The organism is [Leptolyngbya] sp. PCC 7376 (assembly GCF_000316605.1).
Classification (GTDB): domain Bacteria; phylum Cyanobacteriota; class Cyanobacteriia; order Cyanobacteriales; family MRBY01; genus MRBY01.
On record NC_019683.1, the window covers coordinates 2,164,149 to 2,190,973 of the forward strand.

The window sequence follows — 26,825 nt, forward strand, 5'->3', positions numbered from 1 at the left end:
GAATCCGGAAGTTTCAGCTGTTTTGAATTTAAGGATTTGATAAAGGGGAATTGAGATGCAAAGGCGATCGCCCTAGTTCCGGATTGATGTTCAATAATCCGGAGCATTTGTGTAAGGGTTTTGTGGGGGTTTTGGGACTTTTAGCGAAATAGATTAAAGCTTCTGTAAAGCTGATGGGAGCTGGATTAAGTCTCACGACAGGAGTGGAAACATTTTTCCGACAAGTGTTATCAATAAGGGTGAGGTATTCGAATATTTAAATTTGTAATCCAACCTGTAAGCCAGCATGTTCCAAGACTTTCAATTATCGATTACACATCTGGGTGATAACCGTTATTTTCTCCGCACAGAAAAGGTGGCGGCTGGTGTACCCCTCGCAGAAGAACAGGTGGAATGGGATGTCGATTATTGGTTAGCCACAGCGCAAAATTTGATGAGTGATCCTCTCTCGCGGTTATTGCAGGGGACGGGTCGCCTGAGTGCGCAAAATCGTCTAGTGACGCCGGATACGGATCTTGCTGCGCTGAGTATGACGGAAGTGCCTACAGTGGCCACAACATTAATGGAGTTTGGGCAACAGCTCCATCAAGCTTTATTCGTGGGGAGTTTGCGGGATAGCTGGAGTAAAGCACAGGCGATCGCCCACAATCAAAACCAGATTTTACGATTGCGACTGGGATTCAAAGAAGCTCGGTTACTTAGTTTGCCTTGGGAAGTGATTAACCGTATTGATGTCGAGGATGGTGAAGTTGAAAGTTTGACCACAGGTATCGAAACTAGTTTTTCCCGTTATCACAGCAAAACCCAAGCCTCATCCGATGCCCCTTCCATGGATGATGTGGCAGAACAGACCCTCAAAATTTTAATGGTTTTGGCCAGCCCCGCTGATCAAGATCGTCTCGAATTGCGACAGGAAGCCTCCCATCTCCAGAGTGAACTCGATAAAGAAACTCTTTCTGGGATGCCTCCACTCGAACTCACTATTCTGGATAATCCTGGACGACAAGAGCTCACAGAAATGTTGGAGCAGGGTCAATATCAAGTGTTCCACTATGCGGGTCATAGCAACCTTGGTAATTCTGGTGGCGATATTTATTTAGTCAACCGTGAGACTGGCTTAACTGAGGAATTTGCCGGAGATGATCTGGCAGGATTACTGGTAAATAATGGCGTACAGTTTGCGTTATTTAATTCCTGTCATGGAGCTGATGGGATTGCCAATTACCAAGCAGAAGGCACCAGTGAACAAAATTTAGCGCAGGCTTTAGTGCGACGAGGCATCCCAGCGGTATTGGCGATGTCTGCACAAATTCCGGACCAAGTGGCCCTCACCTTTACGCGATTGCTTTACCGGAATCTCCATCTTGGCTATCCCATCGATTTTAGTTTGGGGCGAGTCAGACAGGGATTAATTTCGGCCTATGGATCTCACCAACTGTACTGGGCTTTGCCAGTGCTCTACATGAATCCTCATTTCCATGGGCTATTACAACATCGTCCCCTTAATCGTGAAGGCCTTGCGGAGCTGTTGCATATTTCCGAAGCTGAATTAGCCGCACTATCGCCAGAGGATGAAGCAAGGTTGGCGATCGCCGATCTGACGACTACGGGAGATGATTTTCTGGCAGATGAATCTGATGAATCATTATTTTCTCCCCCAAGTAATCTCTCCTCTGAAGCTGGCGAAGAAACAGCATTTATTAAAAATATTTTGGCGGAGATTAGCTCTGATATCCAAGATATTAAAGAAGACAAACAAACAAATAAAACAGACAGTGAACCAAAAGGTTTGGTGTTAACGTCTCGTGCCCAAGCGAATCAGTTTGTTAGGCGATACCCTTGGCAGATTGCTCTTGGTCTAGTAGCGGTGATCGCCATAGGGGGCGGCTTATTATGGCAAGCTAATCGTCAGCGCTCGATTAGAATTCCCGTTGTTGAAACTTCTATTCCCCAATCCGAAAATGTTGAATTAAACAGTTTCAGTAATGAAACATTGCTTGAGCTAGCACGGGAAAGAAAAGGAGATTGGTCATTGCTCTACCGCATCACAACTCATCTTCTCGACCAAGAAGCGTTGCCTTTAGCCCGTGCTATTTTGTATGACATCGCAAATCCTGATAGCGCAGATAGTGCTCAACTCAATTTTCTGAAAGGCCGTTATGCTTGGCACTTGATTCTGAAAGATCCAGTTAATAATATCGATGAATCAAGTTTGGATGATGTGCGACGGTTTTGGTCAACAGCTTATGACGCAGATCCCCAGCAACCTTACTATCTCTACGCCGCAGGTTTCGCCGATTATGCTTCAGGTCGATATGATGCCGCAGTGCAAACTTGGACAGAAGTCATTAATCTGGCGATGGATGATCCACCACTTTTGGCACAGGCTTATGCTGGTTTAGCCTTGGCTTTTTATCAGCAGGCTGAAACACAATCCGGTGAGCCACAGCAAGATTCTCAGAGTAAAGCGATGAAATTGCGGACGAGTGCCTATCGCACTGATCCAGACGGTATTACCGTTGAGGCGTTGAGTCAAAATTGGTTGTGGTCTGAGACGGCGATCGCCACATGGCGTGAATTGAGTGACCTTAAGTGATCACTGCTGATCTGCGCTAGTCTGGCAGAACAACGCTGTAAAATGGCGTATAACTCCGCTTGAACTCGATACAATTGGGCAACACAAAGATCAATCGTTATTGATTTAAGATCAGCCATTGTTGAATAACAATCCTGATTGAGCCTGGCGATTCAGGGAACACAATTACGGGCATCTATTTCTTTCGCATTGAGTAATTTCCTGTGTGGCATCGCATTAAAGAATTTGGTTGGAATTGGCGCGGTGTCCTCGTAACGACCCCGGCGATCGCCACATTGGTGTGGGTATTAAGACTGAGTGGAGCTCTACAGTTTGTGGAGTTGGCTGCCTATGATCAATTTGTACGTTGGCAACCATCCGAACCCTTAGATGATCGCATTTTAATCGTTGGTATTGAAGCTGGTTATACGTCTCAGCCTGATGCCGTTTATGCTGAGTTGCTGTCCAAGCTACAGGATTTGGAACCTCGCCTGATTGGACTGGATATTTACCGCGATATTCCGATTGATCCAGGCCATGATGATCTCGTTGCTGTTTTCAAGAAATACGACAATATTTTTGGTATTGAGAAAATCGTTGGAGAAAACGATACCCAGACTGTTCCCCCTCCGGAAACCCTAGCTGAAAAAGACCAAGTTGGGTTTAATGATCTGGTGACTGATGATGATGCACGTATTCGTCGGTCATTGCTCACGGTGGAAGATGAAACAGGCAAAGATCATTATGCGCTGAATCTATTGATGGCAGGACTCTATTTGCAAGAAGAGGGCATTTCCATCGGAGCGGATGAAGAGACTGGCTGGTATAAACTTGGTGATGTTGTCCTAGAGCCTTTAGATAGCAATAGTGGTAGTTACACTGGTGTTGATAATGGTGGCTATCAGATCTTTATTAATTATCGCGGTGCAGCAGGTTCATTTGCACAAGTGACAATGTCAGAAATTCTCTCTGGACAAGTGCCACCAGAACTTGTGCGTGATCGTATTGTTTTAATTGGGGATGTGACGGAAGTCAGCAAGGATTTATTTCCTGTTCCCTATACTTTGACCGCAAAGCAGCGAATGCCTGGTGTAGAAATCCATGCTCATATGGCAAGTCAATTGATCAGTGCGGTTTTAGATGATCGTCCATTAATGCGGAGTTGGGTGGAGTGGCAGGAGGCGTTGTGGATTATTTTCTGGACAGGGATTGGTGCATCTTTGGCATGGGGTTTACGAAATACGGGTCAGGGAAAGGCTTGGTCCTGGGAGCGTTTGATTGGTATTGGTTTCGTTGCCATGGTGCTGGTTGGTAGTACCTATGGGGCCTTGCTCTCGGGATTATGGCTACCCATTGTATCGCCAGGGCTAGGACTGTTTTTATCGGCAGTGGCAATTACTGGATTTATTGCGCGCTCTGCTGGGCAAATTCGGAATACGTTTGGGCGATACCTCAGCGACGAAATTGTGGCGACACTCCTCGAAAGTCCAGAAGGTTTAAAGCTTGGGGGAGAGCGGCGAACAATTACGATTTTGACATCAGATTTGCGAGGCTTTACGGGAATTTCAGAACGTCTTGATCCTGAGGAAGTGGTGAAGTTACTCAATCTTTATTTGAGTGACATGGCCGATGTGATCACGGATTATATGGGGACGATCGATGAGTTTATGGGTGATGGCATTCTGGTTTTATTTGGAGCGCCGTTACCTCGTGCTGATGACCCTGAACGGGCGATCGCCTGTGCGGTTGCAATGCAATTGGCTTTAAGTGCCGTGAATGAAAAAATTCAGGCATTTGGTTTAGCACCGTTTGAAATGGGGATTGGGGTACATACCGGTGATGTGGTCGTTGGTAATATTGGGTCTGAAAAGCGCGCGAAATACGGCGTTGTCGGTAGCCAAGTGAATTTAACCTACCGGATCGAGTCCTATACAACGGGTGGACAGATCCTCATTTCGGAACGCACCTATAATCTTTTGGAAGACATTCTCGAAATTCGTGGGACGCAACAGGTTTCTCCAAAAGGTGTAAAAGAGCCGATTACGATCTATCAAGTGGGAGGTATCAAGGGCAAATATAATTTGCGACTCCCAGAGATTGTGGAAGAGTTTTGTCCAGTGCCCGAGGCGATCGCCGTTAAATTTTCTGTCCTACAGGGCAAAGATATTGTGTCAGAGTTGAATTACGCTGAGATTTGGCAACTCTCAGAACGGGAAGCCTATTTGCGATTGCACACAACCAATGGTGCGATGCCCCCAAAAGCTTTAGCAAATCTCAAACTGAATTTTGCAGCGCCTGCCCATAACGATTTAAGCGATGATTTTTACGCAAAAGTGATCGCCAATCCTAACCTTGCAGCACCTGATTTTCAAATTAAATTTACGATGCGTCCGCCACAAATTCACACTGAATTTTCGCAACTTTATTCGCAAGCGCAGGAAGCTGAGAATCTCGCTTCTTCTTCTCAATAATTATTGCGCCATCATATGTTTAGTTGGCGATCGCCACTAAAGAATTTTTAATGGCACGGCGTTGTTCTTCGTCATATTGCCACCGCTGTAGGAAAGTTTCATAATCGCCCGTTTGAGTTTGGAGGGCATCGAGTAGTGCTTGGCGTTCCTGCTGAAATGTTTGGCCGTAGGGCGTTGCTTCTAAAGTTTGCAAAAGATTTTGGGAACGTCGTTTAACTTGTTCAGAACCAGCCTGTTGCTCTTTATCCTGATTACGGCTGTGAGCGATCGCCATTGCCGTGGACATGGCTACATTTTTAACTAGAATTTCTTTGATTTCTGATGCCACAGCTTGAAACGCTTCGATAAAAATTGCTGGTGGATGATCAGCGAGGGGGCAACTGCCGGTGAGGTAAGCCACAAAAAAGCCCCGCACACCATTGCGATGACTTAAAAGCTCGATGAGATTAGATAAAATCTCTGCATCAGATAAAGAGCTTGTCATCACTTGGTCGAGCCAGTTTCCAGTGAAGGCGATCGCCTCCTGAAAAGAGAGTTTGTTGAGATCTGTAGTGGTGTTGTTAGTCATAGCAAATCAAATAAATAAACAGATAACCAAAGTGGAACTTAATCTGACTGGGACTGTCCGAGACGTAAATGATTACCGTCTGGATCACTTAAATGAATCTCTCGCCCCCAAGGTTGTTGTTTGATTGAAACTTCAAACTCCGTTGCAATCTCATCAATATTTTCGACATAAAGATACACAAGCGAATTAGGCGTTGCATCACCTTGATGTTCAGAGAGATGAATGGCATTTTTTCCACGACGCAGAAACATATAAATCGGAAAATTTGGTTCGAATTGATGTTCCCCTTCGACGATGAAATCTAGACGTGAATACCATTTTGCTGCTTCCTTGGCATTCTCGACCCAGAGAATGGGGATTATTTCTTCAGTCATGATTTTCTTCTGATGGTGTTGATGGGAGTAATCTCCAAACTTAGTTAATTGACTGCTGCTGTGATGTTTTGCAATTGCTCAGCGGCAACTTGAATCGCATCAATACCTCCCGGATTGACGAGTCCGTAATAATCAAAAGTGTAAACCCGCTCATTTTTAACTGCGTTGAGATCGCCCCAAAAAGGAGCAGCCTGCAATTGCTCAATCGAATCATCCCCCACATCGACCAAAATTAAGATTTCGGGGTTGGCTTCGAGAATTTTTTCCGGAGAAAGGGTGATGTAACCCTGTTGAGGACTATTGCCTTGAAGTTCAGCGACGAGGTTATTGATCGCAAATTGTTCGAGTAGATCTCCGGCCCAACTGTCGCGGTTTGGCGCCATGATTGGTTGATTGCTGACGAGTACTAAAGTCGCCTCTGTTTCGGTGGGATTTTCAGGGAGAAAAGCTGCATATTCAGCTAAAAGTGCTGTAGGGTCAGCATCAATCTTTTCGGCAATGTTAGTGGTGAGATCTTCGAGCGCTTGCCAGTTAGGAACCTCCGCAGCAATCGTTTCAATGCCTAATGCGGTGAGCTTTTCGAGGATCTGATCATGGAATCCCACCGCACCAATAACAAGATCTGGTTTAAGGGCAACAATTTTTTCGATACTCGGAGGAGTACGCCCTTCGCTAACTTTTGGCAGTTCACTAAAGGCAGGATTTTGGGCGAGGAGACGACTACCGGGAATGCCGACTAACTTACTCTCATCAAGGCGGTGAATGATATCGGCAGAGAGAGAGGTTAGGGCTACAATTTTGTTCGCAGTGGCAGTCTCAGAAGGGTTTGTCTCAGTGACTTCGGCCGTATTGGAAGATGTATTGGCAGTGGATACTTCGACATCCGGTGTTTGACTACAGCCAACCACAAGGGACAACGTGAGTAAGCTAATCGTGAGTTTTGTTTTTAGGTTCTGCATGAGTTTGGGGATGAGAGGACGCAGGGTAGTAGTAGATGCATGGATTGGGAGAGGGAGAAAAAGTGGGAATTGCTAAACAGTGGTAGGCTGCGCGACAGGCTGTAGCAAGCTGACTAAGTGACCTTGGGGGCTGCGAACAGCGGCAACTTTCCCGAAAGATGGTTCGCGGACTCGGCCTTCTAATTTGCCGCCAAGGGTCTCTAGGTTGGCGATCGCCTGATGTACATCATCGACAGTGAAGCTGAGGATAGGAGAGCTACCCGTTTGAGGCGCTTCCGCAGCACCATGAAAGGCGATGGTGGCGCCATTGGCTTCGATTTCAGCCCAGCCAGGACTTTGCACTTTGATCGGTAAACCGAGACCTTCGTGATAAAACTGCACCGCCGCCGCGACATCTTTGACCATGAGCATAATGTGACGAAATTGAGCAGACATAGCGTGATTTTCCTAAGGGGTTAAACAACAAATAATGACCGAAAACTATGCTGAAATCATGGGAGGCGATCTCCTAAAATTGCCAGCTCAAACCAGCCCGTAAACTAATTCCCGGCTGCGCAAAACGGCTAATATCCTCTGGCTCTGATCCGTTCACCAACGTTTGCACATCAGAGTATTGGAAGTATTCCGTATCAAAGAGATTAAAGACCCCGAAATTTAACTTCACATCCTCATTGATGTTGTAGTAGCCCAGTAGATCGACGACGGTATAAGCATCAGGAGTAAACGCATCATCAGGGCGATTATCAGCTAAACGAGGTTCCCCAACAAACGTTGTCACGAGTTCTGTACCCCAACGGTCATCCTTGCCGCTGTAACGCAGACCTAGAACAGCCTTAATCGGGTCAACACTCTCAAGAGGCTGGTCAGAATCAAGGTCATCACCCACTGTCCAACCTAAACTACCAATAACACTGAAACCATGGTCAGCATCACTAAAGCGATATTCACCTGCTACTTCTAAACCATAGGTACGTGCATCACCGATATTCTGAGATTGGAATAGTAGAATCGGTGCGACTGTTGGGCTACCAGGAAATGGAAAGATAGGAGCACCAGTCTGTGCGTCAATTTCAACACCAGCGCTAGCAAAAGTTTCAATAAAGTTGTTGTACTTCGTATAGAAGCCAGTCAAACTCAAACTCCCACGATCCATTTCGCTACGAATACCCAGCTCAAACGTGTCGCTAGTTTCTGGTCTCAAATTAGGATTGGATAGGGTCTTATAACGGAAGAAAGGGCTAGACAAATTCGTGAAACCAGCATTGATTTCGCTGTAGAGCGGACCCCGGAAACCACGAGCATAACGACCGACAACAGCAAGCTTTGGAGAGGTTTGCCAGACAAAACCAAGGTTAGGCGAGAAAGACGAATCACTAAAGTCCGCTGACTGTGCCTCAGGGCTATTGTTTTCAAACAGCTCATCCGATTGGGTTGTTAGCTCATAGCTATCAAATCGGAAACCTGGTAGCAACGTGAATTTATCTGATAATTCCAACTCATTCTGAACAAAAACACCAATACGGGAAGTATTCGAGTCAGGGAAGTCTTTCACTGGAAAACTATCCGAGCCAACCTGATTAGAACTTAGAGTGAGATTCCCCGCAGCATCAAAACGCGTTTCAAGACCATCTCGAATTCTCTCGTTGCTTGTGTTGGAGAAATCAACACCATAGGTCAAAGTATTACGAGCTTTACCGATATTGAAAATACTTTGGAGTTGGAGATCGATACCAATAATATCGTCATCAAAAGTATTGTTTAAATTCCGGATGCGACGTTCCGTGCCAGTGGGATTGAGGAAATTCTGTAAACGGAATTCATCAGTACCTGCATCTTGGTAGTAGAACTGGAAACGTGCTGCATCAAGGAATCCATCCTCTGTCTCGCTGTTGTAGCGATAGGCTAAGCTGTAGCGATTACGGAAGAAATCAGTATCAGTTCTTTCGTCTTGACCAATAAAGCCCCGTGGTCCAAGGAGGTTTTCAGCAATAATTGGAGCGACTTGATAACTGAAGTTACTCTCAAAGATTTCTGTTGTTAAAGAAAGACTAGATTCTTCGTTGAGGTTTACATTGACTTTCCCTAAGAAGTTATCGCGGCTGGTGTAGAGATCATCCACGAATTCATTGTCGTTGGGCACACGAGCTTCGTATCCATCACGACGGGTGTAGCCGAGTAAGAATTCTAAATTGTCATAGGCAAAAGCTGTAACACCAGAAGTCTGCCAACTCTTATCAACTGTTTCATAAGTGCTGGAAATTCGGCTAACCCAATCCTGGCCAGGTTTTTTGTCTAATAAATCTGAAGGCTCAAGGGTACGGAAATTAACGATCCCAGCAAGGGCATCACTACCAAAGAGTGATGATGCAGGGCCACGGCCAATTTCAATTTGCTGCAAACTTTCGATGTCGACGTAATCTCGACCAAGGCTTGGTGTACCAAAACTAAATAAGCTTGGCAGACGAATACCATCATTCAAAAGTAAAACTCGGTTACCGCCTAGACCTCGAATCCGGACATCTTGGAGACCAAAGCGACGGTTATTACCGACAGAGACGTTAGGTTCGTAGCGGAAAGCATCTCTTAAGTCTTGACTCAAAGTCCGATCTAAATCATCACTATCAATCACGGTGACAAAGTTCGGTGTAAGCGCAACCGGTCTTGGGTTTCTCGTACCTAAAATTGTGATTTCCTGGTCGGCGATCGCCACATCGCCTGGATTCAGAACATAGGCGAGATAACTGGAACGTAAAGAAACCTCGGTTGTTGGCGGTGTATCGATCCCCATTACTCTGACTTCAAGGCTAGTGTCTGTCAGTTGGATGACACTCACTTCAGAGATATCTTCGGTGGGATTGGCACTAGCAAAACTGTCGGCTTCGTCTAAAGCAAGTGTTGCGTTCTCAATGATGGTCACAAAATCATTGCCATCACGACGAAATAAACCTGCATCAATATTTAGTGGTTCACCATCGCTGGTTTCAAAAATGACTTCATAACCGCCTTCCCATGGCTCGAAACTGATGGCAGTGACCGTCTGAATGTCTTCTGCCTGGGCAATTAAAGGGGTTGGGGAGGCGATTACCCCCATTGCACCACAAGTGAGGATAGGCAAACAGCTAATGAGGCTCAGGGTGAGCTGAGTAGAAAAGGGTTTCATGAATTTTGATGTGAATGTCGATGTTTTTTGTTAAAAGGGTTCGGATTAGTTGGCGCTAATCCTAGGCTGGCGAGAGGATACAGACCTGCATACCCACAGGGGTATCAATGGTGACTGCTTCTACGCCGAAACCAATTCTGAGGTTTTCGGGGGTAACCACTTGTTTGGGTGCCCCAAGGGCAAAGAGTTTACCCTGTTTGATCATGGCAACGCGATCACTATAGCGGGTGGCGAGGTTGATCTCGTGTAGCACGGTGATAATGGTGAGATTTTGTTCATGGTTAAGGGTTTTTAGGAGTTCTAAAAGTTCGAGTTGGTAGTGCACATCAAGGAAGGTGGTCGGTTCATCCAAAACTAAAACTTTGGGATCTTGCGCCAACGCGAGGGCGAGAAAAGCGCGTTGTCTTTCTCCACCGGAAAGCTGTTCTACTGGGCGATCGCCATAGTTGGAGAGATTGGTTTTTTCTAGAGCCCAAGAAATTTGCTCTTGATCCGCTGCATTGAGTTCCCACTGCCACCAATCCTGATGGGGTGATCGTCCGAGGCCAACCAATTGCCGCACCGTTAAACCGCTAGGCGCGAGGGATTGTTGCGGTAATATCGCTAATTTGCGGGCGATCGCCTGAGGAGATTGCTGTTGAATCGCTTTGCCATCCAAACGCACAACCCCTTTCAGAGGTGACAAAATTCGACAGAGCAATCGCAATAACGTTGACTTCCCAGAGCCATTTGCCCCCACTAAAGTCAGCCATTCCCCTTGACGCAAACTGAGATTGATATCTTGAACAATTGCCTTTTTGCCATAGCCACCACTTAAATGCTGCGCGTTCAGCAGAGGGCGTTGTTCTTCCACAACGGAATCGGGAGTTTGGGGCGTTGTTTCACTAGAAAAACTCATGCCTTGACCCCTTGTCCACGACGATAGAGGAGGAAAATAAATAATGGCGAACCAAGTAATGCCGTTACGGCACCAACTGGTAATTCCACTGCGCCTAAACGAGAAATTAGATCAGCGAAAGTTAGCACCCAAGCCCCAGCTAAAGCCGATAACGGTAAAATCCAGCGATAATCAGAGCCCACTAAGAGTCTTACGCCGTGGGGAACGACTAGACCAACAAAGCCAATTAAGCCTGCAATACTCACCGCACTTGCCGCTAGTAAACTTGCTACTGCTCCAATAACCAGCCGTGACTGTAAAAGTGATATGCCCAATCCCACAGCCATGTCGTCACCGAGATTAAGCAAATTCAATGGACGACCGAGCAAGCAACCGATGATTAACGCCACCATCAAATAAAATAGGGCGCAACCAAACTGACATCATCCCAGTCGCGACCATTGAGACTGCCTACTAGCCAATTGAGTGCTGCTTGAATTCGGCCGTCATCAGACATCAGTAACAGCGTCGTTTGAATGGCACCGAACATTGAACTCACTGCGACACCGGCTAAGACCAGACTATCCACCGCCAAGCCGCTACCCACATAACCCAAGGCATAAACCACTGCTGCTGTCACTAATGCTCCTAACCATGCCCCCAAAGGGATCCATGCCGCAAAGACATAGAGCGTAATGAAGGCGATCGCCACGAGACCTGCCCCAGACGAAATCCCGAGGATGAATGGATCAGCTAAACCATTGCGGAGTAAACCCTGCAAGAGTGCCCCTGATAGACCTAATGCTGAGCCAACGACTAGAGCCACCACAATGCGCGGTAGTCTCAAGTCCCAAATAATTGTTTGAAATAGTGGATCTCCTTGACGTTGTAACGCTTGCCAAAGTTGACCCGAGTTTAAAGACACAGCTCCCTGACATAAAGCCAAGATGCAGGTGAGTATAATTAATCCGCAAATCAAAAAAAGTACCGCAACACTACGATTTTGCTGCCAATGTCGAGACAATTTTTGTAAGGTCGTCATCATAATCAACCCTCACCATAAAAAACATAGTTGAACCAAAATTGGCGATCGCTGCGTAACATAAAAGTATCGATGTGAATGTCGATTTCTGGGGGCAAGTTGGCGCTTGCCCTTTTTTTGTTCAGAAATCATTGTGAAAAATAGACCGTTTCTGAAAAGGTTGATTTAAGGTTTTAACCCAACTTAGAAAAGAACATTTAAGGACTTGGTGGTGGTGTAGGGGCTGGAGCTGGAGCAGGTCTTGGGGCTGGAGCTGGAGCAGGTCTTGGGGCTGGAGCCGGAGCAGGTGCTGGAGCCGGAGCAGGTGCTGGAGCCGGAGTAGATGCAGGTGCCGGAGTAGATGCAGGTGCCGGAGTAGGTGTTGGTGTTGGAGATGGTGTTGGTGTTGGAGCTGGAGGAGTAGGTGTTGGAGATGGTGTAGGTGTTGGAGCTGGAGGAGTAGGTGTTGGAGCCGGAACGGGCGCAGGTGTAGGTGCTGAAGGAGTCGGAGTTGTTGAAGCCGGAGTAGGTGTGGATTCGTCTTCTGAAGTTGTTGGTTGACTTGAGGGTGAGGGTTGGGCTGTTGGGCTTGGACTTGGTTTCGCTTGCTCAGCTTGTCTCTGTTGTTCAGCTAGTCGTTGTTGTTCGGCTTGGCGTTGCTGTTCTGCACGACGCTGCTCAGCCTGGCGTTGCTGCTCAGCTAATCGCTGTTGTTCTTGTTGACGTTTGCGTTCTTCTTCCTGTCGTCTTGTCTCATTTTGTCGCTGGAAATTTGAGCCTTCCTCTTCATAGGTCACCTGGACATTACGGCGTACTCCTTGATCGGGTACTGTACCAGGGTCAAATCGCCATTGGCTAAGGGTTTCTAATGTTTTTCTGTCGACTTCTGGATCGCCACTAGATTCGCGGAGGCGGACTTGGACTGAGCCATCGGGACGAATGCGCATATCAACCCCGGCTATAGTCTCTGAACCCTGATAGTCGGGTTTAGGACAACTCACGCATGTCGGGAGAACTCTTGATTTTGGTTTCTCTGGTTTTTTTTCTGGCGCAGGAGAAGGCTGGGGTTTCTCCTCACCATCGCCGCTGCCATTACCTTCTGTATCACCATTTTCATCATCGCCATTCACGTCACCTTGAGGATCGCCATTAGCGGTTTGGCCTGTGGATTCTTCGTTGTCTCCAAAACCTTCACCCGTACCGTCGGGGTCTGTTATTGCACCTGTATCGTAATTGTCTTCATCTCCTTCTTCTCCGGTCTCAATATCCCCTTCTTCTGAACTCGTGGTTGTTTCTGGAGATGGTGCATCTTCACCAACAGGTTCTGGTTCGGAGCTGTCAGGAGCAAGGGGCTTAGGTCGTGGAGCTTCGTCTGGGATGGCTGCGATTGTCTGGACTGGTTCAGGAGCGATCGCCGATTCTGGCTCCGGCTCGGGCTCAAGTTCGGGTTCGAGCTCCTCTTCTTCTGGAATTTCTTCTTCGGGAACATCCGTCACGACAAACTCGATTTCTTCGAGCTCTTCGGACTCAGTTTCTGTCTCAATGGTTAAAAGATCTCGAAAAAATGAAACGGGAGAACTCATCACCAAGCCATGCAACACACCTGAGGCAATTAAGCTGCTTGCAAGAAAAATTTTGAGGATTTTTATTTCCCGCTGCCGTTGCTGTTCAATAATCTCGTTATAGTTCATCGATCTGAAACTGAGTGGGATGGTGACTTAGTGTGGTTATTAAGGCTTAATCTGCTTTAGATTTGGTGGCGATCGCCAATTTTGCCCCTTCGATCTGCCGGACTTGGTCAATGACGGTGACAACTTTGTCATGGGTCACTGCCCCATCGGCATTGAGGACGACGACAAGGTTCGTCTCGGATTCAACGAGGTCAGTGATTTCGTCTTTGAGATCATCCAGTGATACTTCGCTTTTGTTGAGATAAACAATCCCTGCTTCATCAAGGGTGACTGTTGCCTTAACCGAATCCTGAGACTGAGATGTCTTTGCTTTAGGGAGGTTGACTGTTAATGCTTCGAAGCGACCCAAAAAGAGAGTCGAAATGATGAAAAATGTCAGGATCGCAAAGATCACATCAATCATCGGCACAATATTGATTTGAGGCGGCAAATCTGGTTCATCAATGGCGTGGCGACGCATTAGGAAACCTCCACTGGTTCAGGCGTAGCTTCTGGCTTTCCATAGCGATGATGGCGGCGATGCAGCAATTCTAGTTCGGCTGTGTATTCCTGAAATAAAGCCAATTGCCTGAGATAAAAACCCCGAAAAGTATTCGCAAAAAATAGTGTAAAAACTGCGACAACTAGTCCAAAGGCAGTGGAGGTGAGTGCTTCACTAATACCGGAGGTAACACCTGCACTTTCTGAGCCACCAATAGAGCTAAAGTCGATAGAACTGAAAGATTGAATCAGTCCCAAAACTGTTCCGAGGAGACCGAGCAGAGGCGATAACGCAATAATCGTGTCGAAAATATTGTTAAATCGTTTGATGACCGGAATTTCTGCTTGGATTGCGCCGCTAATGGCTAGCTCCAATTCATCTGGTTCCGCGTCTTCAAGGGACAGTGCCTCAAGGAAAATACGAGCCATTGGTAGGTTGACATGACGCTGAAGCCGCTGTCTTGCGGCATCTGGGTCATGAGCATAGGTCTTTAAAACTGCCTTTGCGACCTTTGTTTGTTGGCTATTAATGCGATACCAAAATGCAATCCGCTCAAGCACAAGGGCGATCGCCACGATTGAAAAAATCAGTAGTGGGACTGCCACGATTCCTGCTGTTGCGATAAGTTCACCGAGCCTCTGCATATTACCTCCAGAGCATGGACGGATACCAAGGTAAGCACCGCGTTATTAATTGAGAATCTTTATTATTACAAAGGTAGATAGATTCTAGATTTATTGCGATAAAAAGTCAATAAATACACGGAAGTATTTATTGACTTATAGAGGAGGTGATATATCGGGGCGTGTGGAAATGGCGTTTTATAACATATTCTCAATCAAGTAAACTTAGGGGAAAGCTTGTTCTGTAAGGGAATTGTTGCAGAGAGAGCGGTCTGATATTTAGATTTCTGCTGTAATGTTATTTGCTTATGCTGGAACTAGGTATTGTCTGACATAAAGGCTGAAAGTTGAAGATATACTTATAAATAATGATACTTATTATCATAAAATATCTGCTCTGCTTTCGTTGGTAACCTGCACTCATTACTAAAAAAGATGGGTTGAGTATTGCGGTGTAAATACTCAACCCATCTCATATCATTTTTGTGATCAGGCGATCGCCAGACTTAAGATGCTAGCGCAACCTCAAGCATCTCGTGAAGTTCGCGATTGTTATACAGCTCGATCATGATGTCAGATCCGCCGATGAATTCTCCATTTACATACACCTGAGGAATAGTTGGCCAGTTGGAAAACTCTTTGATTCCTTGGCGCACATCATAATCTTCAAGCACATCAAACGTTTTGAACTCAACGCCAACACTATTGAGAATCTGAACCACATTATTGGAGAAACCACATTGAGGCATTAATTTTGTACCTTTCATAAATACAAAAATCTTGCTGCTATTAACGAGTTCTTCAAGTTTTGCCTTGGTTTCAGGTGTTAAAGACATAGCGATAATTCCTTGTAGATAAACAGTAAATAATTATGTGATGGGATAGTTGTGATAAAAGCAACTAGGATGGTTCCCCAGCTTCTTGCCATTTGTCTGGTGTAAAGGTGCGCAGAGCAAGGGCATGAATCGCCTCAGTTGCCATTTCGTCTTTCAGAGCCGCGTAGACCATTTGGTGCTGACGAACGCGGGTTTTTCCAGCAAAATCGGGTGAAACAACAATGGCTTCAAGGTGATCTCCACCGCCCGTTAAATCCTTCACAAAGACTGTGGCATCACCGAGATGTCCCTCAATGGAATTTTTTACGGCTGATAGGCTAACCATATAGTTTATGAAGCAATAAGAGTTTGCAGATGTAATGTAATCTTTATCGATTGTATCTTCACAACGCCCAAAGATGTTTTTAGGCGATCGCAATCTCATCTTGAATTTTTTGCCAAGCTATTTGCGGATCCGATGCTTTGGTAATCGGGCGACCAATTACTAAATGATTAGCTCCCTGTCTAATCGCATCACTCGGAGTCATAATGCGTTGCTGATCACCTGTTTGTGTCCATGTTGGACGGACTCCCGGGCAAACGAGCGTAAACTCTTTACCATTTATCTCTCGTAAGATTTTTGCTTCATGGGGAGAACAGACTGCACCATCTAACCCAGACTGCTTTGCCAAACTCGCCATCTGTTGCGCAAAGGCTTGTAGATCAATCGAAACTTTGAGATCATCCCGCAAATTTTGAGGGCTTAAACTAGTGAGTACCGTAATGGCAATTAATTTTGTGGGCGAATCTCCCAGTGCTTCTTTGGCGCGTTGCATTGCCTCAGTACCAGCCGTCGCGTGCATTGTGAGTAAATCGACTTCATACTCTTTCGCTGAACGGCAAGCTCCTGCCACTGTATTGGGAATGTCGTGAAATTTCAGATCAAGGAAAATCTGCTTCTTCTGTTTTTTTAGATATTTTAGAATTTCTGCACCTGTCGCCACAAATAGTTCTAAACCGACTTTCCAGAAATTCACTTCTGGCAATGCGTCTACTAAGGCGATCGCTGCCGAAAGATTTGGTACATCGAGCGGCACAATTACGACATTATTTTGTTTGATCATTCTGTTCTTTTCACAAAGCAAGCCACTGTTCACCATAGCTTTTTCATTGTCTACGTCAATGGCGATCGCCTCAACCAAATTTTGTTTTGTCAATTTCTTAAATGATTATCTCATTTAGGATATACGGAGATTCCCTCGTATATTTTTGTAGAATATTGGCAGAATCCCCGTAAGTACTAATATAATTAACTAATGATTTTCCTGACTTTCTTTGAAGGTTAAGGGTATGAAGGCTAAAGTTAAATCTAAAATCTTTTGGTCTCTAGCCATATTTCGCGATTATTTAAGAACGCGCCGCGATCAATGCGAATTTAGCTCTCGTGAATTTGTCATGAAAACCCCCTCTACCATTAAGCTGATCACTTGCTTGAATGCAATAGTAGCATTAGTATCTACAGCTCTTCCTAGCCAGGCTTTATCTCTGACAGAATTCTTCGGGTATGCATTTGGTAGTGAAGCTCAAAGCAAAACAGAACCTGGCGAGTTTGAAGCTGAAATAGAATTTTTAGATTCCACTGAGCAGTTGATGATGAGTTCCCTGGGAGCAGGTGTTTTGTTTTCAGTGTATCCGACTGTCTTAGCTGATAGTTCTGGTGGAAATATCGAATTTGATATTGACCACCTAATGAATCAAGAGCAAGACAAACCAGATGCTGTAACAGCGACCTTTTTATTCAAAAATGTCTTCACCGCAGGCTTGCAGATTTGCGATAATTTGAAGCAACTAGATGCGATATCCTATTGTCTTTCGGATTTGCCTACACGTGCAATCTCGAATGTTCGCTTAGAGCCTCCTTTTCGCCAGTGGCAACATAACCCTCAATCTCTTGACTCGTTCTCATTACATGAGCAGCAAAAACGAGAAGAAGACATCCGGAAGAAGGCTGGAAAAAAAGGTTATTACTATTTTCAGGATCGAAAGCTATTCTGGATGGATGAGGATGCTGATGCTCCTACTGGTGCAATTCCTTTAGACACTAATTAACAATAGTTTCTCTATTAGTCAGCGATGGGAGTTGCAACTATTGTATTGGTTGAAAATGCAGCATAATAAACCCTTTGAGTACAAACAATTCTGCTTTAAGGTTTTGAGAGCATGAGCTAACTTAGAGCAATGATGAGATTAGATTTATATACCGTTGGTTCCTATTCTCCGGGAGCTTCTCTCTTAAAAAGATTACTTTGGTATTTTTTTGGAGCTGTGCTGGTGCGGAGCTATTTGATACCATTCTCTGGGCTCAAGGTTGTCCTCTTAAGGTTGTTTGGAGCAACTATTGGACAGGGAGTGCGTATTAAGCCAGGTGTAAGAGTTAAGTTCCCTTGGCGATTAGTTATTGGAGATTTTGTTTGGATTGGTGAGGATGCGTGGCTTGATAATCTGGCCCCGATTACGATTGGCGACCATGTGTGTATTTCTCAAGGAGTGTATCTTTGCACAGGAAATCATGATTGGTCTGCGCCAGAATTTTCGCTGAAAACCCAGGCGATAGCCATTGAATCAGATAGTTGGTTGGCGGCAGGAGCACGAGTTGCGCCGGGAGTAACTATCGGCAAAGGGGCAATTTTAGCTTTGGGAGCTATTGCACTGAAACCCCTTGAACCTATGATGATTTATCAGGGTAATCCGGCGATCGCCGTTAGGCAAAGACAGATTAGAGAATTAAGCCCATCCGAAATTTCAATTTCCACAACTGAGTGAAATACTTTCTTGCTTCAGGATAGCTCCTAGATAACATGAGTTCAGGATAAGAAAGAAAAAGGAGAAAGTGCGTATTGTGGAAATTGATAACCAGTCCATAATTGCTGACCTCTAAACAAAGACAGCGGCGTTGCCCCAGAAGCCTGAGTCTCAGCGAGATGATGACGATACTGATTTCCTTTCACCCATCTCACTATCGTAGCTTCAAGTATTTTTATCTCATCAATGTGCATCATTATTGGCAACAGGCTTTCCCCCGAGCCTTGAGTTATCAACAATTCGTGGCATGAATGCCTTCCGCATTGGTTCCTCTATGTAGCCATCTGAGTCACTGTTATGGCGAATGCACTGGCATTAGTTTTATTGATGCCACCAGTAAGTATCAAGGTTTGTCATAATTGCAATCTCCCAACATCGTGTTTTTGATGCCCATGCCGCTCGAGGTAAAACCTCTGTCGGGACGAAATATCACCATGGGCTTCGGCTGAAAATTGATGACTTAAAGGCTTTCTGCATCTTTGCTCAGAAATATAGTCATCTCGCCCGAAAGGAAATGGCTCAACTATGGCCTACGTCAGTAAGCACTACGACCATTGGTATCGCTCTGCGGAGTCAAAATGTTACCCGCAAAAAAACTATCGATACCAAGAGCGAGATGAATCATTGAGGCAAGCCTTTCGACAACAGCTTCATGGTTTGGCACCAGAACGTTTGGTGTATGTGGATGACAGTGTATTTCAATATACCCTCGAGTATCACTATGGTTACTGCCATCGCTCAGAATATTTTTATGCTGACAAACCGGCCCATCGTACGGAACGATTGAGTGTGATAGGAGCATGGCATCAAAAGGAGGTTATTGCTCCGATGGTGACTAAAGGCTACATCAATAGTGCAGTGTTTTGTCAGTGGTTTAAAGCTTACCTAGTGCCAGAGTTATTACCTGGTCAAATGGTCATTCTGGACAACATAAAGACAAACGGGTGGATGCACTGCTGGAATGCATCTGAGAAAAAGCAAGGGAAAGAGATTAACATTCGAGGCTTTCCAGTTCATAAAAAAGTGAAACTGTTCCGGGTTATGGTATCACCACGCCGGACGGAATTCGTCGTTACTAATGACTATACTTATCGTGTGAGCTTGGTTTTATTTTAGAAAAGGGTTTTTGTTTTAGAAGAGATCATTATCTTTGAACTTGCTTACATCTACCATTTTTGAGGATTCGCCACAGGTGCGAGGGGTTGGAAATAATTTGCCGGGGTTGGCTAAACCTTTGGGGTTAAACGCATTGCGGACATAGCCCATCGTTTCGAGGTCGGCGTCGCTAAACATATCGGCCATATACATTTTTTTGTCGGAGCCGATGCCATGCTCACCGGAAATACTGCCGCCCATTTCGACGCAAAGTTTGAGAATTTCGCCGCCAATCTCCTCCACATTTTCGAGGTCTCCCGGAATGGCACTGTTATAGAGGATTAGAGGATGTAAATTACCATCGCCAGCATGGAAAACATTCGCAATTTTGTAACCGTGGCGATCGCCAATCGCGTTAATTTCTGTGAGTACTTCTGCCAGTTTTGTGCGAGGAATGACACCGTCTTGCACAAAATAATCAGGACTAATATTACCCGCTGCGGCAAAGGCAGACTTACGACCCTTCCAAAGTTTCATACGAGTCTCAAGGTCAGACGCTGTGGTGATTTCCCGCGCCCCCTGTGCCAAACAAATCTCTTTAACCCGTTGTTTGACAGCGTGAACTTCCGCTTCCATACCATCAATTTCCACTAGCAAAATCGATTCTGCATCTCGAGGGTAACAATTTAGTTTCACCACATCCTCGACAGCATTAATGCTGAAGTTGTCCATAATTTCCATGCCCGCCGGAATGATACCTGCGCTGACGATCGCCGCTACGGTATTTCCTGCTGCTTCGATGGAAGTGAAGTCTGCAAGGAGCGTGCAAATCGCTTCTGGTTTTTTAAGGATTTTTAGAGTGATTTCTGTGGCAATGCCGAGAGTGCCTTCCGACCCCACAAAAACCCCCATCAAGTCATAGCCCGGCATTTCAGGGACTCTACCACCGAGGGTCACAATATCGCCTGTGGGCGTAACCACTTTGAGCTGCAACACATGATTGGTGGTGACACCATATTTAAAGCAGTGGACACCACCAGAATTTTCAGCGATATTGCCGCCGATAGAGCATACGCTTTGGCTTGAGGGATCGGGGGCATAATAAAACCCTGCACCGCTCACTGCCTGAGTTACCCAGTTATTAATCACGCCGGGCTGAACAGTGATTTGGTGATTGTCGTAGTCAATATTTAAAATCTCGCGCATCCTTGCAGTGACAATCAGCACGCCATTTTCTAGTGGTAATGCGCCACCCGATAAGCCTGTGCCTGCTCCCCGTGCTACCCAAGGAATCTCTTGCTCGTGGCAAAACTTTGTGATCGCCGCAATTTCCTCTGTTGTTCTCGGCAAAACCGCAAGGGCTGGACGTTGACGATAGGCACTCAAACCATCGCATTCATAGGTCAAGATTTCTTCTTTGCGGCGTACCACCCCATTACGACCGACAATTTCCGTGAGTCGCTTTTGCACCCATCGCCAATCAGTTGCTGAATTTTCTGGGAAGGCGATCGCCTGTGACATAGTTTTCTCAGAGCTTGGAAAAATCGACAGGCCTAAATTTTAACTTTCTCTCTCGTCAAACTGAAACATTTGCTACAAAGTTTTATCGCGATCACCAACCAATAAACTGCGATTAGACTCTCATCACCTAATAAATTATCTTGAAATTAAAAATCTTGAGGCTGTTTTTCCTGCGGTATCCAGATTCTTAAGATGTCTTTCAAGGCACTGATTCTAAAAGGTTTCCCTAAATAATCATCCATCCCAGCCTTAATACATCGCTCGCGATCGCCTGTCATTGCATTTGCCGTCATCCCAATGACTGGTGTATGCAAGTCGCGAGCCTCTTCATAGTCCCTAAGCTGGTCAATAATGTCGTAGCCACTCACACCAGGGAGCTGACAATCCAGCAAAATCACATCGTAATCTGGAAACTCAGATAACTTGGCGATCGCCGAATTTCCGTCTGCAATAATATCGCAGTCCAAACCAAACTTTTGAAGCATTTTTTGAGTCAGCTTTTGGTTTAAAGGATTATCCTCAACCATCAATATTTTCGGAAGATTACTTGAAATATCTAGCGGAGCATCCACTGTCTTTATTCCCTCTACTCGCAGATCTTCGGTGATTTTAAAAGGGAGAGAAACCGAGAAGCGAGACCCAACCCCAAGTTCACTTTCTACACTTATTTTACCGCCCATCAAGCGAGTTAGCTTGCGACAAATTGCGAGACCAAGACCTGTACCCTCGTAGTAGCGGTTCATGGCACTATCAACTTGACTAAATGAGTCAAAAATATAATCTAAATCTTTCTCAGAAATACCAATGCCAGTATCAGAAACACAAAGATTGATGATCGTTTCTGAGGAACCACCCTGACTATGATCTCGCGTTAAAGAAACCTTGATCGAACCTTTCTCCGTAAATTTAATAGCATTACGAATTAGATTTATTAAAATCTGCTCTACCCTTATACGTGCGCCATAGACAATGGGTAAATTAGGCTCCAGCTCTAAGATGAACTTTAATCCTTTCTTAGTGGCAGAGGGTGAGAACAATTGATGATTTCTTTGGAAAGATTCAGTTAATGAAAATTCTTCTTCCTCAAGTTTTAGCTCTCCAGCTTCAAGTTTAGAAAGATCTAAAATATCGTTGATTATTTCTAATAATTGTTCGCCGCCATAATTAATTGATTCTAAATAACTTTGTTGTTCGGTATCTAAATCCGTTGTTTCTAAAAGCTGGGTAAAACCTAAAATTGCATTCATCGGTGTGCGAATTTCATGGCTCATATTTGCCAAAAATTCATTTTTTGCGATGTTCGCGACTTCAGCTTTTTCTAGGGAATGTTGTAAGACAGCTTGAGACTGTTTGAGTACAGCAAAGATGAGACTATGGCGGAGATTCGTAATTGCTTTAATTTCCACTGGTGCCCAAGGAAAACTATGGCCTGTGACCGATTCTTGCCACAACAAGAAAGATGTGCGTGGGGTCAGTGCGGTGAGGTCATCTGCATCTTTGGGAATTATGGTGTCCTGGGGATGACCACCCCAATTCACTGTGTAAGTTTGGGGTAAGCGAAACCATGCTAATTGGCAAAAGATATCGTCGATGCCAATAGTAATCACGATTGCTCCCCCAAAAGACTGTTGAAAGTTGTGGGCATCGGGATCATCACGTTCTAAGGCATCTGTGATGTAAAGATCATTACTATGTTTTTCTCTAATCCGATCTAAAAATGCAAGTGTCTCAGCTTTACTGGGTGCCGTACCACTAGAGTTGATGGTTTGGTCGAAGCGCACGACGCAGCCATCGGCAGAAACGAGTGTGAGGAGTTGATCGAGACTATTGCAAAGCTGTTCAAGAAAATGTTGAGGAGAAGCAATTAAGCTTTGGCGAATACGGGTTTCGATGGCTTCAATGTGTTGTTCGTATTGGGCAAAAGCTTGTTTTTGTTTAACTGAAATTTCTAGGGATGCCACATTTCTGAGCAACCCACAAACTTTGCGAATATGGGGGCTAAGCCACCGGGGACTGTAATGGTGTCCTGCGATTAAGCCCCATAATCGGTTTTCATCAGTCAAGGCGATCGCGATGGAACCTCGAATTCCTTCCATGTTTGCGAGATACTGACAATGACAGAGACTGGGAGAACGAAGTGTCATTTTGCTAATTGCAAATTTTTCATCTCCTTGTACCAAAATTGGGGTGGCTAGAGTATCCGCAATGAGGCTGATGCCCCGTTCTCTAAACAAAGCCCTCGCTTGGGCTGGCACATCGAAGGCTGGATAGGTTAAGCCGAGAAAAGATTCCTGGCCTTCTGGAATAATTTCAGCCCGAACAACGCCCGTGTCATCTTCCTGAAATTCGTATAACATTACTCGGTCATAGCCGATGATTTCAGCAAATACCTCGCAAAGGGCATCGTAGAGTTCTTCTAGGTTAACTGTCTGGCGAATGCGGAGGATACCTGTCGCTAATTGACTATAAAGATCCTCCAGCATTTTTCCTGAGAGAGGAGTGAAAGCTTCTAATCCGATAAAGAGTTTATCTTTGTCGATCTGAAATTCTCCAAGTAATTTTTTGTTGGGAGCCGTATTTGCTAACGATTTCTTGAGGGTGAGGACATAAGGATTGAGGGATTGAATTGGATTTTCTGCATCGGCGATCGCCTTCTGAATCTCGTTGATATGTTTTTTTGTAAATAATGATCTGAAGTGTTTACCTTGGAGTTGCTCCGCCTCTAACCCTAAATACTCAGGTGTATTTTCGCTAGCTTGTATAATCGTGAACTCAGGCAGCTGTAAAATTAACAAACATCCCGTTGCTTGAATCTGATCAAGATAAACTAGCGATTCGGTGTAATTAAGTTCCTGCTCTATTGTTGCTAGTTTCTCGCGCCACGATAAATTCTCTTGAATGTCAGTGTTTAAATTTTGGATTTTCATGTTTGGTTATATCGTTTCCAACTTCTTCTCGTAGCAACTGCTTTCTGATTGACCAAATCAAATTAGCTTGATGAAATGATGAGGAAAAATATTTTTTCTCCTAAAGATTATTAACACTAACACTGGTGCTCAAGATATTTCATTCTTTTGATGTTTTGTGATACTGCATCGAAATTTAGCAAGTAAAGTGAGGTCTTTCGCTACTTTTAGTTGTTAGATTTTTCTTGATGCTTTATTAATTTTGTTGAAAATAAAAAGTCATTAAATTCATTGTGAACAAAAAAGAGTCGAGCTATAAAAACTCAACTCCTATATATAAATTAAAGCTACGGTGGCTAGAAAAAAGTGAGTAACAAACTAGGTTGTGTACTCGGCATTGATACGCACATAATCATAGCTTAGGTCGCAGCCCCAAGCCGTCCCAGAACCATTACCCTCACCAACTGACACTGCAATTAAAACTGTGTCATCGACTAAATATTCGCCATCAGCTCGATCCTTGAGATATTGACTCGCTGCGTCGCGATCAAATTCGAGAGGTTGTCCTTCACTCATCAACTGAAAATCACCTAGGTTGATTTTTAGATCGTCTTGGTTAAAGGACATGCCCGCTCTTCCTGCTGCTGCTGCAATTCTGCCCCAGTTTGGATCGCGACCAAAGATCGCTGATTTGGTAAGGGAGGAGCCCGCAATTGTTCTCGCAATTTTCCGGGCAGAGGCATCATCGATAGCGCCAGAAACTTGAATTTCCATCAGGCAAGTTGCCCCTTCGCCATCGCGAGCAATACTTTTGGCAAGGTGCTGACAGACTTCAGTGAGCATAGCTTCGAGCTTTTTCGCATTAGCTGAGCCTGCTTCGGTAATCGCGGTGGTGCGGGACTGGCCATTGGCCATCGCAATGACACAATCGTTGGTGCTAGTATCGCCATCCACCGTGATTTGGTTAAAGCTTTTATCGATGGCGCGGGATAACATTTCCTGCCAGAGTTGGGTTGAAACAGCAGCGTCACAAGTGACAAAACCGAGCATTGTCGCCATATTGGGGTGAATCATGCCGGAACCTTTACAGATGCCGCCAATTCGTACGGAGCGGTCATCGATCATTGTCTCAAGGGCGATCGCCTTGGGGACGAGATCTGTGGTCACAATGGCTTTGGATGCATCATCTCCCCCTTCTGCCGAGAGCGCTGCAACCACTTGCGGAATACCAGATCGCATCGCATCCATTTTGATCCGTTGTCCGATGACGCCTGTTGACGCAACTTGAACCGCTTGGGGCGTAATATTTAATTCTTTGGCGACGAGTTCTGCGCATTCGACAGCATCTTGCCAACCTTGTTCACCGGTCGCAGCATTCGCTTGACCTGCATTGCAGAGAATGGCACGGCTACTGGCCTTTTTTTGGAGTTGTTTACGGCAATATTTGACACAGGCAGCGCGTACTTCTACTTGGGTAAAGACCCCTGCGGTGATCGCTTCGCTATCGGATACAATCAGCGCGAGATCTGGTGCACCAGAGGGTTTGAGCCCTGCTGTGATGCCAGCAGCTCGAAAGCCTTTGGGGGCGGTCACACTACCTGAAATTTTTTGCCAATCTGCCATAATCTTTGTCATCAGCTTGAAAAGAATTGACCAAATTATACTAGGCGACGCCAAAGCTATTCTGGTTGAAGTCAGCAGGCGATCGCCATGGTCTGAGTTTCCTCAAAGTAGATTCATTAATCATGCCGAGCCAATGTAGAAATTTGATATCTTTGGCGATCGCCTCATATCTCTCAATACCCCATATTCTGAGTACTATTGAAAAGTATAGAATTGCAATTCTTTATTTGTTCTGTAGTATTGATCAAAAAAGACTTATCCGGAATTATTAAATACCAACGGAATTTTAGTTATAGATAATACCCTGCATTTTTTCGGTATTAAAACCAGTTTTGAGGAAGGGATTTGAATCGAAATATTTTGGCTGATTCACTTAATATGAAATATCTAAAATGTCTTTTTTGTCTGTATTTAAATCATTTATTAAATCTCGCACAGCCGTTCATGCGTTAATATCCATTTCTATTGTCTGTACTACAGGATTACTTGACTATTCTTTGACACAAATTGCGCTGTCTAGAAATCAATATTGGCGTAGCCACATTTCCCCTGCTAAAGTTCATGAAATAGAAGATGTCACAGTTTTAGATAGCTCTATTCAAGATCCTACTCAGAAAAGACAATTAAATAGAATCAAAGAAATTTATAATAAAATAATGTTCAGACGCTATGTCCATAGTGATGTTATGGCATTGTTTTATGCGAGGTATTTTGCAACCTTATACATCATCTCAATTGGTGCTGTTGCTAGTTCCCTATCCTTACTCACAATTAGTAAAAGTGGTTGGGAAAATGCCAGCAAATATCTTTCTAATGTTTTTATTGTTTCCACTGGGATTGTTGTTCTATATGGAAACTTAATGGTCTCATTGGACTATAAAAGGAATATCACTAATAATGAAAGGCTCTCAATTAGTTATTCTTTAATCATCGAAGAAATTCTCAGTTATTTGGCGACAGGGCAGAATAAAGTCGGTGAAGAGATGGAAATGTCTCAGTTTATCCATTACATCGATAATGAGATTAGTAATGTTTATGAGATCACGTTAGATTTTGATGATGCTAAATCTTTGGAAAATTATGAGAAGATTCAAACAACGATAGATTCGTCATCTTCAAACTAAATTATTATTTTTGATCGCTGTGGAGCTGGTTTTCTTGAAGGTTTTGGGAATACTTCTAAGTCTAAGGCGATCGCCCAAA

The 26,825-nt window shown here is 44.7% G+C and carries 23 protein-coding genes and 1 pseudogene; 7 read left to right on the forward strand and 17 right to left on the reverse strand.

The genetic code is table 11. The annotated features are described in order from the left end of the window. The first annotated feature begins 286 nt into the window (after positions 1-286). Together LEPTO7376_RS09605 and LEPTO7376_RS09610 are read left to right on the forward strand one after the other, a co-directional pair. Positions 287-2,596, forward strand: a complete 2,310-nt coding sequence (locus tag LEPTO7376_RS09605) for a CHAT domain-containing protein (RefSeq protein WP_015133993.1) — start codon at positions 287-289, stop codon at positions 2,594-2,596. 203 nt (positions 2,597-2,799) lie between these two features. Continuing rightward, positions 2,800-5,046 (forward strand): CHASE2 domain-containing protein, encoded by a 2,247-nt coding sequence (locus LEPTO7376_RS09610; RefSeq protein ID WP_015133994.1) that lies wholly within the window; start codon positions 2,800-2,802, stop codon positions 5,044-5,046. A gap of 19 nt (positions 5,047-5,065) precedes the next feature. On the opposite strand, the gene LEPTO7376_RS09615 is transcribed toward LEPTO7376_RS09610, so the two are convergent. From LEPTO7376_RS09615 to pyrF, 14 genes are all read right to left on the reverse strand, one after another. Next, on the reverse strand, positions 5,066-5,614 hold the full coding sequence (locus LEPTO7376_RS09615) for a hypothetical protein (protein WP_015133995.1): 549 nt from the start codon (positions 5,612-5,614) through the stop codon (positions 5,066-5,068). A 38-nt stretch (positions 5,615-5,652) separates the two neighbouring features. Beyond that, positions 5,653-5,988 carry a glyoxalase superfamily protein gene (locus LEPTO7376_RS09620; RefSeq protein WP_015133996.1) on the reverse strand — a complete coding sequence of 112 codons (336 nt, stop codon included), beginning with the start codon at positions 5,986-5,988 and terminating at the stop codon, positions 5,653-5,655. A 44-nt stretch (positions 5,989-6,032) separates the two neighbouring features. Continuing rightward, on the reverse strand, positions 6,033-6,947 hold the full coding sequence (locus LEPTO7376_RS09625; RefSeq protein ID WP_015133997.1) for an ABC transporter substrate-binding protein: 915 nt from the start codon (positions 6,945-6,947) through the stop codon (positions 6,033-6,035). Between the two features lie 72 nt (positions 6,948-7,019). Next, the gene (locus tag LEPTO7376_RS09630) at positions 7,020-7,382 is read right to left on the reverse strand and encodes a VOC family protein (RefSeq protein WP_015133998.1); all 363 of its coding nucleotides are present in this window, start codon (positions 7,380-7,382) and stop codon (positions 7,020-7,022) included. Positions 7,383-7,455: 73 nt separating this feature from the next. Further along, positions 7,456-10,107: a TonB-dependent hemoglobin/transferrin/lactoferrin family receptor gene (locus LEPTO7376_RS09635; RefSeq protein WP_015133999.1), complete on the reverse strand. Its 2,652-nt coding sequence runs from the start codon at positions 10,105-10,107 to the stop codon at positions 7,456-7,458. A 61-nt stretch (positions 10,108-10,168) separates the two neighbouring features. Next, a complete protein-coding gene (locus LEPTO7376_RS09640) occupies positions 10,169-11,005 on the reverse strand; it encodes an ABC transporter ATP-binding protein (RefSeq protein ID WP_015134000.1) in 837 nt (278 codons plus the stop codon). Further along, positions 11,002-11,397 (reverse strand): iron ABC transporter permease, encoded by a 396-nt coding sequence (locus LEPTO7376_RS28350; RefSeq protein ID WP_264309010.1) that lies wholly within the window; start codon positions 11,395-11,397, stop codon positions 11,002-11,004. Before LEPTO7376_RS28350 ends, LEPTO7376_RS09640 begins: the two co-directional genes overlap by 4 nt. Then, on the reverse strand, positions 11,397-11,909 hold the full coding sequence (locus tag LEPTO7376_RS28355) for an iron ABC transporter permease (RefSeq protein WP_264309011.1): 513 nt from the start codon (positions 11,907-11,909) through the stop codon (positions 11,397-11,399). Before LEPTO7376_RS28355 ends, LEPTO7376_RS28350 begins: the two co-directional genes overlap by 1 nt. Positions 11,910-12,223: 314 nt before the next feature. Further along, positions 12,224-13,696, reverse strand: a complete 1,473-nt coding sequence (locus tag LEPTO7376_RS28360; protein ID WP_015134001.1) for an energy transducer TonB — start codon at positions 13,694-13,696, stop codon at positions 12,224-12,226. Between the two features lie 46 nt (positions 13,697-13,742). Then, positions 13,743-14,156 carry a biopolymer transporter ExbD gene (locus tag LEPTO7376_RS09655; RefSeq protein ID WP_015134002.1) on the reverse strand — a complete coding sequence of 138 codons (414 nt, stop codon included), beginning with the start codon at positions 14,154-14,156 and terminating at the stop codon, positions 13,743-13,745. Then, positions 14,156-14,821: a MotA/TolQ/ExbB proton channel family protein gene (locus LEPTO7376_RS09660; protein ID WP_015134003.1), complete on the reverse strand. Its 666-nt coding sequence runs from the start codon at positions 14,819-14,821 to the stop codon at positions 14,156-14,158. Before LEPTO7376_RS09660 ends, LEPTO7376_RS09655 begins: the two co-directional genes overlap by 1 nt. 485 nt (positions 14,822-15,306) lie before the next feature. Further along, positions 15,307-15,636 carry a Grx4 family monothiol glutaredoxin gene (grxD, locus tag LEPTO7376_RS09665; RefSeq protein WP_015134004.1) on the reverse strand — a complete coding sequence of 110 codons (330 nt, stop codon included), beginning with the start codon at positions 15,634-15,636 and terminating at the stop codon, positions 15,307-15,309. A gap of 64 nt (positions 15,637-15,700) precedes the next feature. Beyond that, positions 15,701-15,961 (reverse strand): BolA family protein, encoded by a 261-nt coding sequence (locus LEPTO7376_RS09670; protein ID WP_015134005.1) that lies wholly within the window; start codon positions 15,959-15,961, stop codon positions 15,701-15,703. Between the two features lie 79 nt (positions 15,962-16,040). After that, positions 16,041-16,739, reverse strand: coding sequence for an orotidine-5'-phosphate decarboxylase (gene pyrF / locus LEPTO7376_RS09675; protein WP_015134006.1), 699 nt, complete (start codon positions 16,737-16,739; stop codon positions 16,041-16,043). A 226-nt stretch (positions 16,740-16,965) separates the two neighbouring features. Between pyrF and LEPTO7376_RS09680 the strand changes: the two genes are divergently transcribed. From LEPTO7376_RS09680 to LEPTO7376_RS23485, 4 genes and pseudogenes are all read left to right on the forward strand, one after another. Then, the gene (locus tag LEPTO7376_RS09680) at positions 16,966-17,724 is read left to right on the forward strand and encodes a hypothetical protein (protein WP_015134007.1); all 759 of its coding nucleotides are present in this window, start codon (positions 16,966-16,968) and stop codon (positions 17,722-17,724) included. A 129-nt stretch (positions 17,725-17,853) separates the two neighbouring features. Then, positions 17,854-18,438 carry a putative colanic acid biosynthesis acetyltransferase gene (locus tag LEPTO7376_RS09685; protein ID WP_264309013.1) on the forward strand — a complete coding sequence of 195 codons (585 nt, stop codon included), beginning with the start codon at positions 17,854-17,856 and terminating at the stop codon, positions 18,436-18,438. Positions 18,439-18,539: 101 nt separating this feature from the next. Continuing rightward, positions 18,540-18,937: pseudogene (locus tag LEPTO7376_RS29015) on the forward strand (transposase); the annotation flags it as partial. 65 nt (positions 18,938-19,002) lie between these two features. Then, positions 19,003-19,593, forward strand: coding sequence for a transposase (locus LEPTO7376_RS23485; protein ID WP_051188757.1), 591 nt, complete (start codon positions 19,003-19,005; stop codon positions 19,591-19,593). A gap of 15 nt (positions 19,594-19,608) precedes the next feature. On the opposite strand, the gene glcD is transcribed toward LEPTO7376_RS23485, so the two are convergent. The 3 genes from glcD to argJ form a co-directional block, all read right to left on the reverse strand. Beyond that, positions 19,609-21,093, reverse strand: coding sequence for a glycolate oxidase subunit GlcD (gene glcD, locus LEPTO7376_RS09700; RefSeq protein ID WP_015134009.1), 1,485 nt, complete (start codon positions 21,091-21,093; stop codon positions 19,609-19,611). A 146-nt stretch (positions 21,094-21,239) separates the two neighbouring features. After that, the gene (locus LEPTO7376_RS09705; RefSeq protein WP_015134010.1) at positions 21,240-24,020 is read right to left on the reverse strand and encodes an ATP-binding protein; all 2,781 of its coding nucleotides are present in this window, start codon (positions 24,018-24,020) and stop codon (positions 21,240-21,242) included. Positions 24,021-24,377: 357 nt separating this feature from the next. After that, the gene (gene argJ, locus LEPTO7376_RS09710; RefSeq protein ID WP_015134011.1) at positions 24,378-25,622 is read right to left on the reverse strand and encodes a bifunctional ornithine acetyltransferase/N-acetylglutamate synthase; all 1,245 of its coding nucleotides are present in this window, start codon (positions 25,620-25,622) and stop codon (positions 24,378-24,380) included. A 392-nt stretch (positions 25,623-26,014) separates the two neighbouring features. Here argJ and LEPTO7376_RS09715 point away from each other — a divergent pair, with 392 nt between their 5' ends. Further along, positions 26,015-26,746, forward strand: a complete 732-nt coding sequence (locus LEPTO7376_RS09715; RefSeq protein WP_015134012.1) for a hypothetical protein — start codon at positions 26,015-26,017, stop codon at positions 26,744-26,746. The last annotated feature ends 79 nt before the right edge of the window (positions 26,747-26,825 follow it).

Coding starts and splice junctions, on each gene's coding strand:
- LEPTO7376_RS09605 (WP_015133993.1), top strand. CDS start 287: ATGTTCCAAGACTTTCAATTATCGATTACACATCTGGGTGATAACCGT.
- LEPTO7376_RS09615 (WP_015133995.1), bottom strand. CDS start 5,614: ATGACTAACAACACCACTACAGATCTCAACAAACTCTCTTTTCAGGAG.
- LEPTO7376_RS09620 (WP_015133996.1), bottom strand. CDS start 5,988: ATGACTGAAGAAATAATCCCCATTCTCTGGGTCGAGAATGCCAAGGAA.
- LEPTO7376_RS09625 (WP_015133997.1), bottom strand. CDS start 6,947: ATGCAGAACCTAAAAACAAAACTCACGATTAGCTTACTCACGTTGTCC.
- LEPTO7376_RS09630 (WP_015133998.1), bottom strand. CDS start 7,382: ATGTCTGCTCAATTTCGTCACATTATGCTCATGGTCAAAGATGTCGCG.
- LEPTO7376_RS09635 (WP_015133999.1), bottom strand. CDS start 10,107: ATGAAACCCTTTTCTACTCAGCTCACCCTGAGCCTCATTAGCTGTTTG.
- LEPTO7376_RS09640 (WP_015134000.1), bottom strand. CDS start 11,005: ATGAGTTTTTCTAGTGAAACAACGCCCCAAACTCCCGATTCCGTTGTG.
- LEPTO7376_RS28350 (WP_264309010.1), bottom strand. CDS start 11,397: ATGGTGGCGTTAATCATCGGTTGCTTGCTCGGTCGTCCATTGAATTTG.
- LEPTO7376_RS28360 (WP_015134001.1), bottom strand. CDS start 13,696: ATGAACTATAACGAGATTATTGAACAGCAACGGCAGCGGGAAATAAAA.
- LEPTO7376_RS09655 (WP_015134002.1), bottom strand. CDS start 14,156: ATGCGTCGCCACGCCATTGATGAACCAGATTTGCCGCCTCAAATCAAT.
- LEPTO7376_RS09660 (WP_015134003.1), bottom strand. CDS start 14,821: ATGCAGAGGCTCGGTGAACTTATCGCAACAGCAGGAATCGTGGCAGTC.
- grxD (WP_015134004.1), bottom strand. CDS start 15,636: ATGTCTTTAACACCTGAAACCAAGGCAAAACTTGAAGAACTCGTTAAT.
- LEPTO7376_RS09670 (WP_015134005.1), bottom strand. CDS start 15,961: ATGGTTAGCCTATCAGCCGTAAAAAATTCCATTGAGGGACATCTCGGT.
- pyrF (WP_015134006.1), bottom strand. CDS start 16,739: ATGATCAAACAAAATAATGTCGTAATTGTGCCGCTCGATGTACCAAAT.
- LEPTO7376_RS09680 (WP_015134007.1), top strand. CDS start 16,966: ATGAAGGCTAAAGTTAAATCTAAAATCTTTTGGTCTCTAGCCATATTT.
- LEPTO7376_RS09685 (WP_264309013.1), top strand. CDS start 17,854: ATGATGAGATTAGATTTATATACCGTTGGTTCCTATTCTCCGGGAGCT.
- LEPTO7376_RS23485 (WP_051188757.1), top strand. CDS start 19,003: ATGGCCTACGTCAGTAAGCACTACGACCATTGGTATCGCTCTGCGGAG.
- glcD (WP_015134009.1), bottom strand. CDS start 21,093: ATGTCACAGGCGATCGCCTTCCCAGAAAATTCAGCAACTGATTGGCGA.
- LEPTO7376_RS09705 (WP_015134010.1), bottom strand. CDS start 24,020: ATGAAAATCCAAAATTTAAACACTGACATTCAAGAGAATTTATCGTGG.
- argJ (WP_015134011.1), bottom strand. CDS start 25,622: ATGGCAGATTGGCAAAAAATTTCAGGTAGTGTGACCGCCCCCAAAGGC.
- LEPTO7376_RS09715 (WP_015134012.1), top strand. CDS start 26,015: ATGTCTTTTTTGTCTGTATTTAAATCATTTATTAAATCTCGCACAGCC.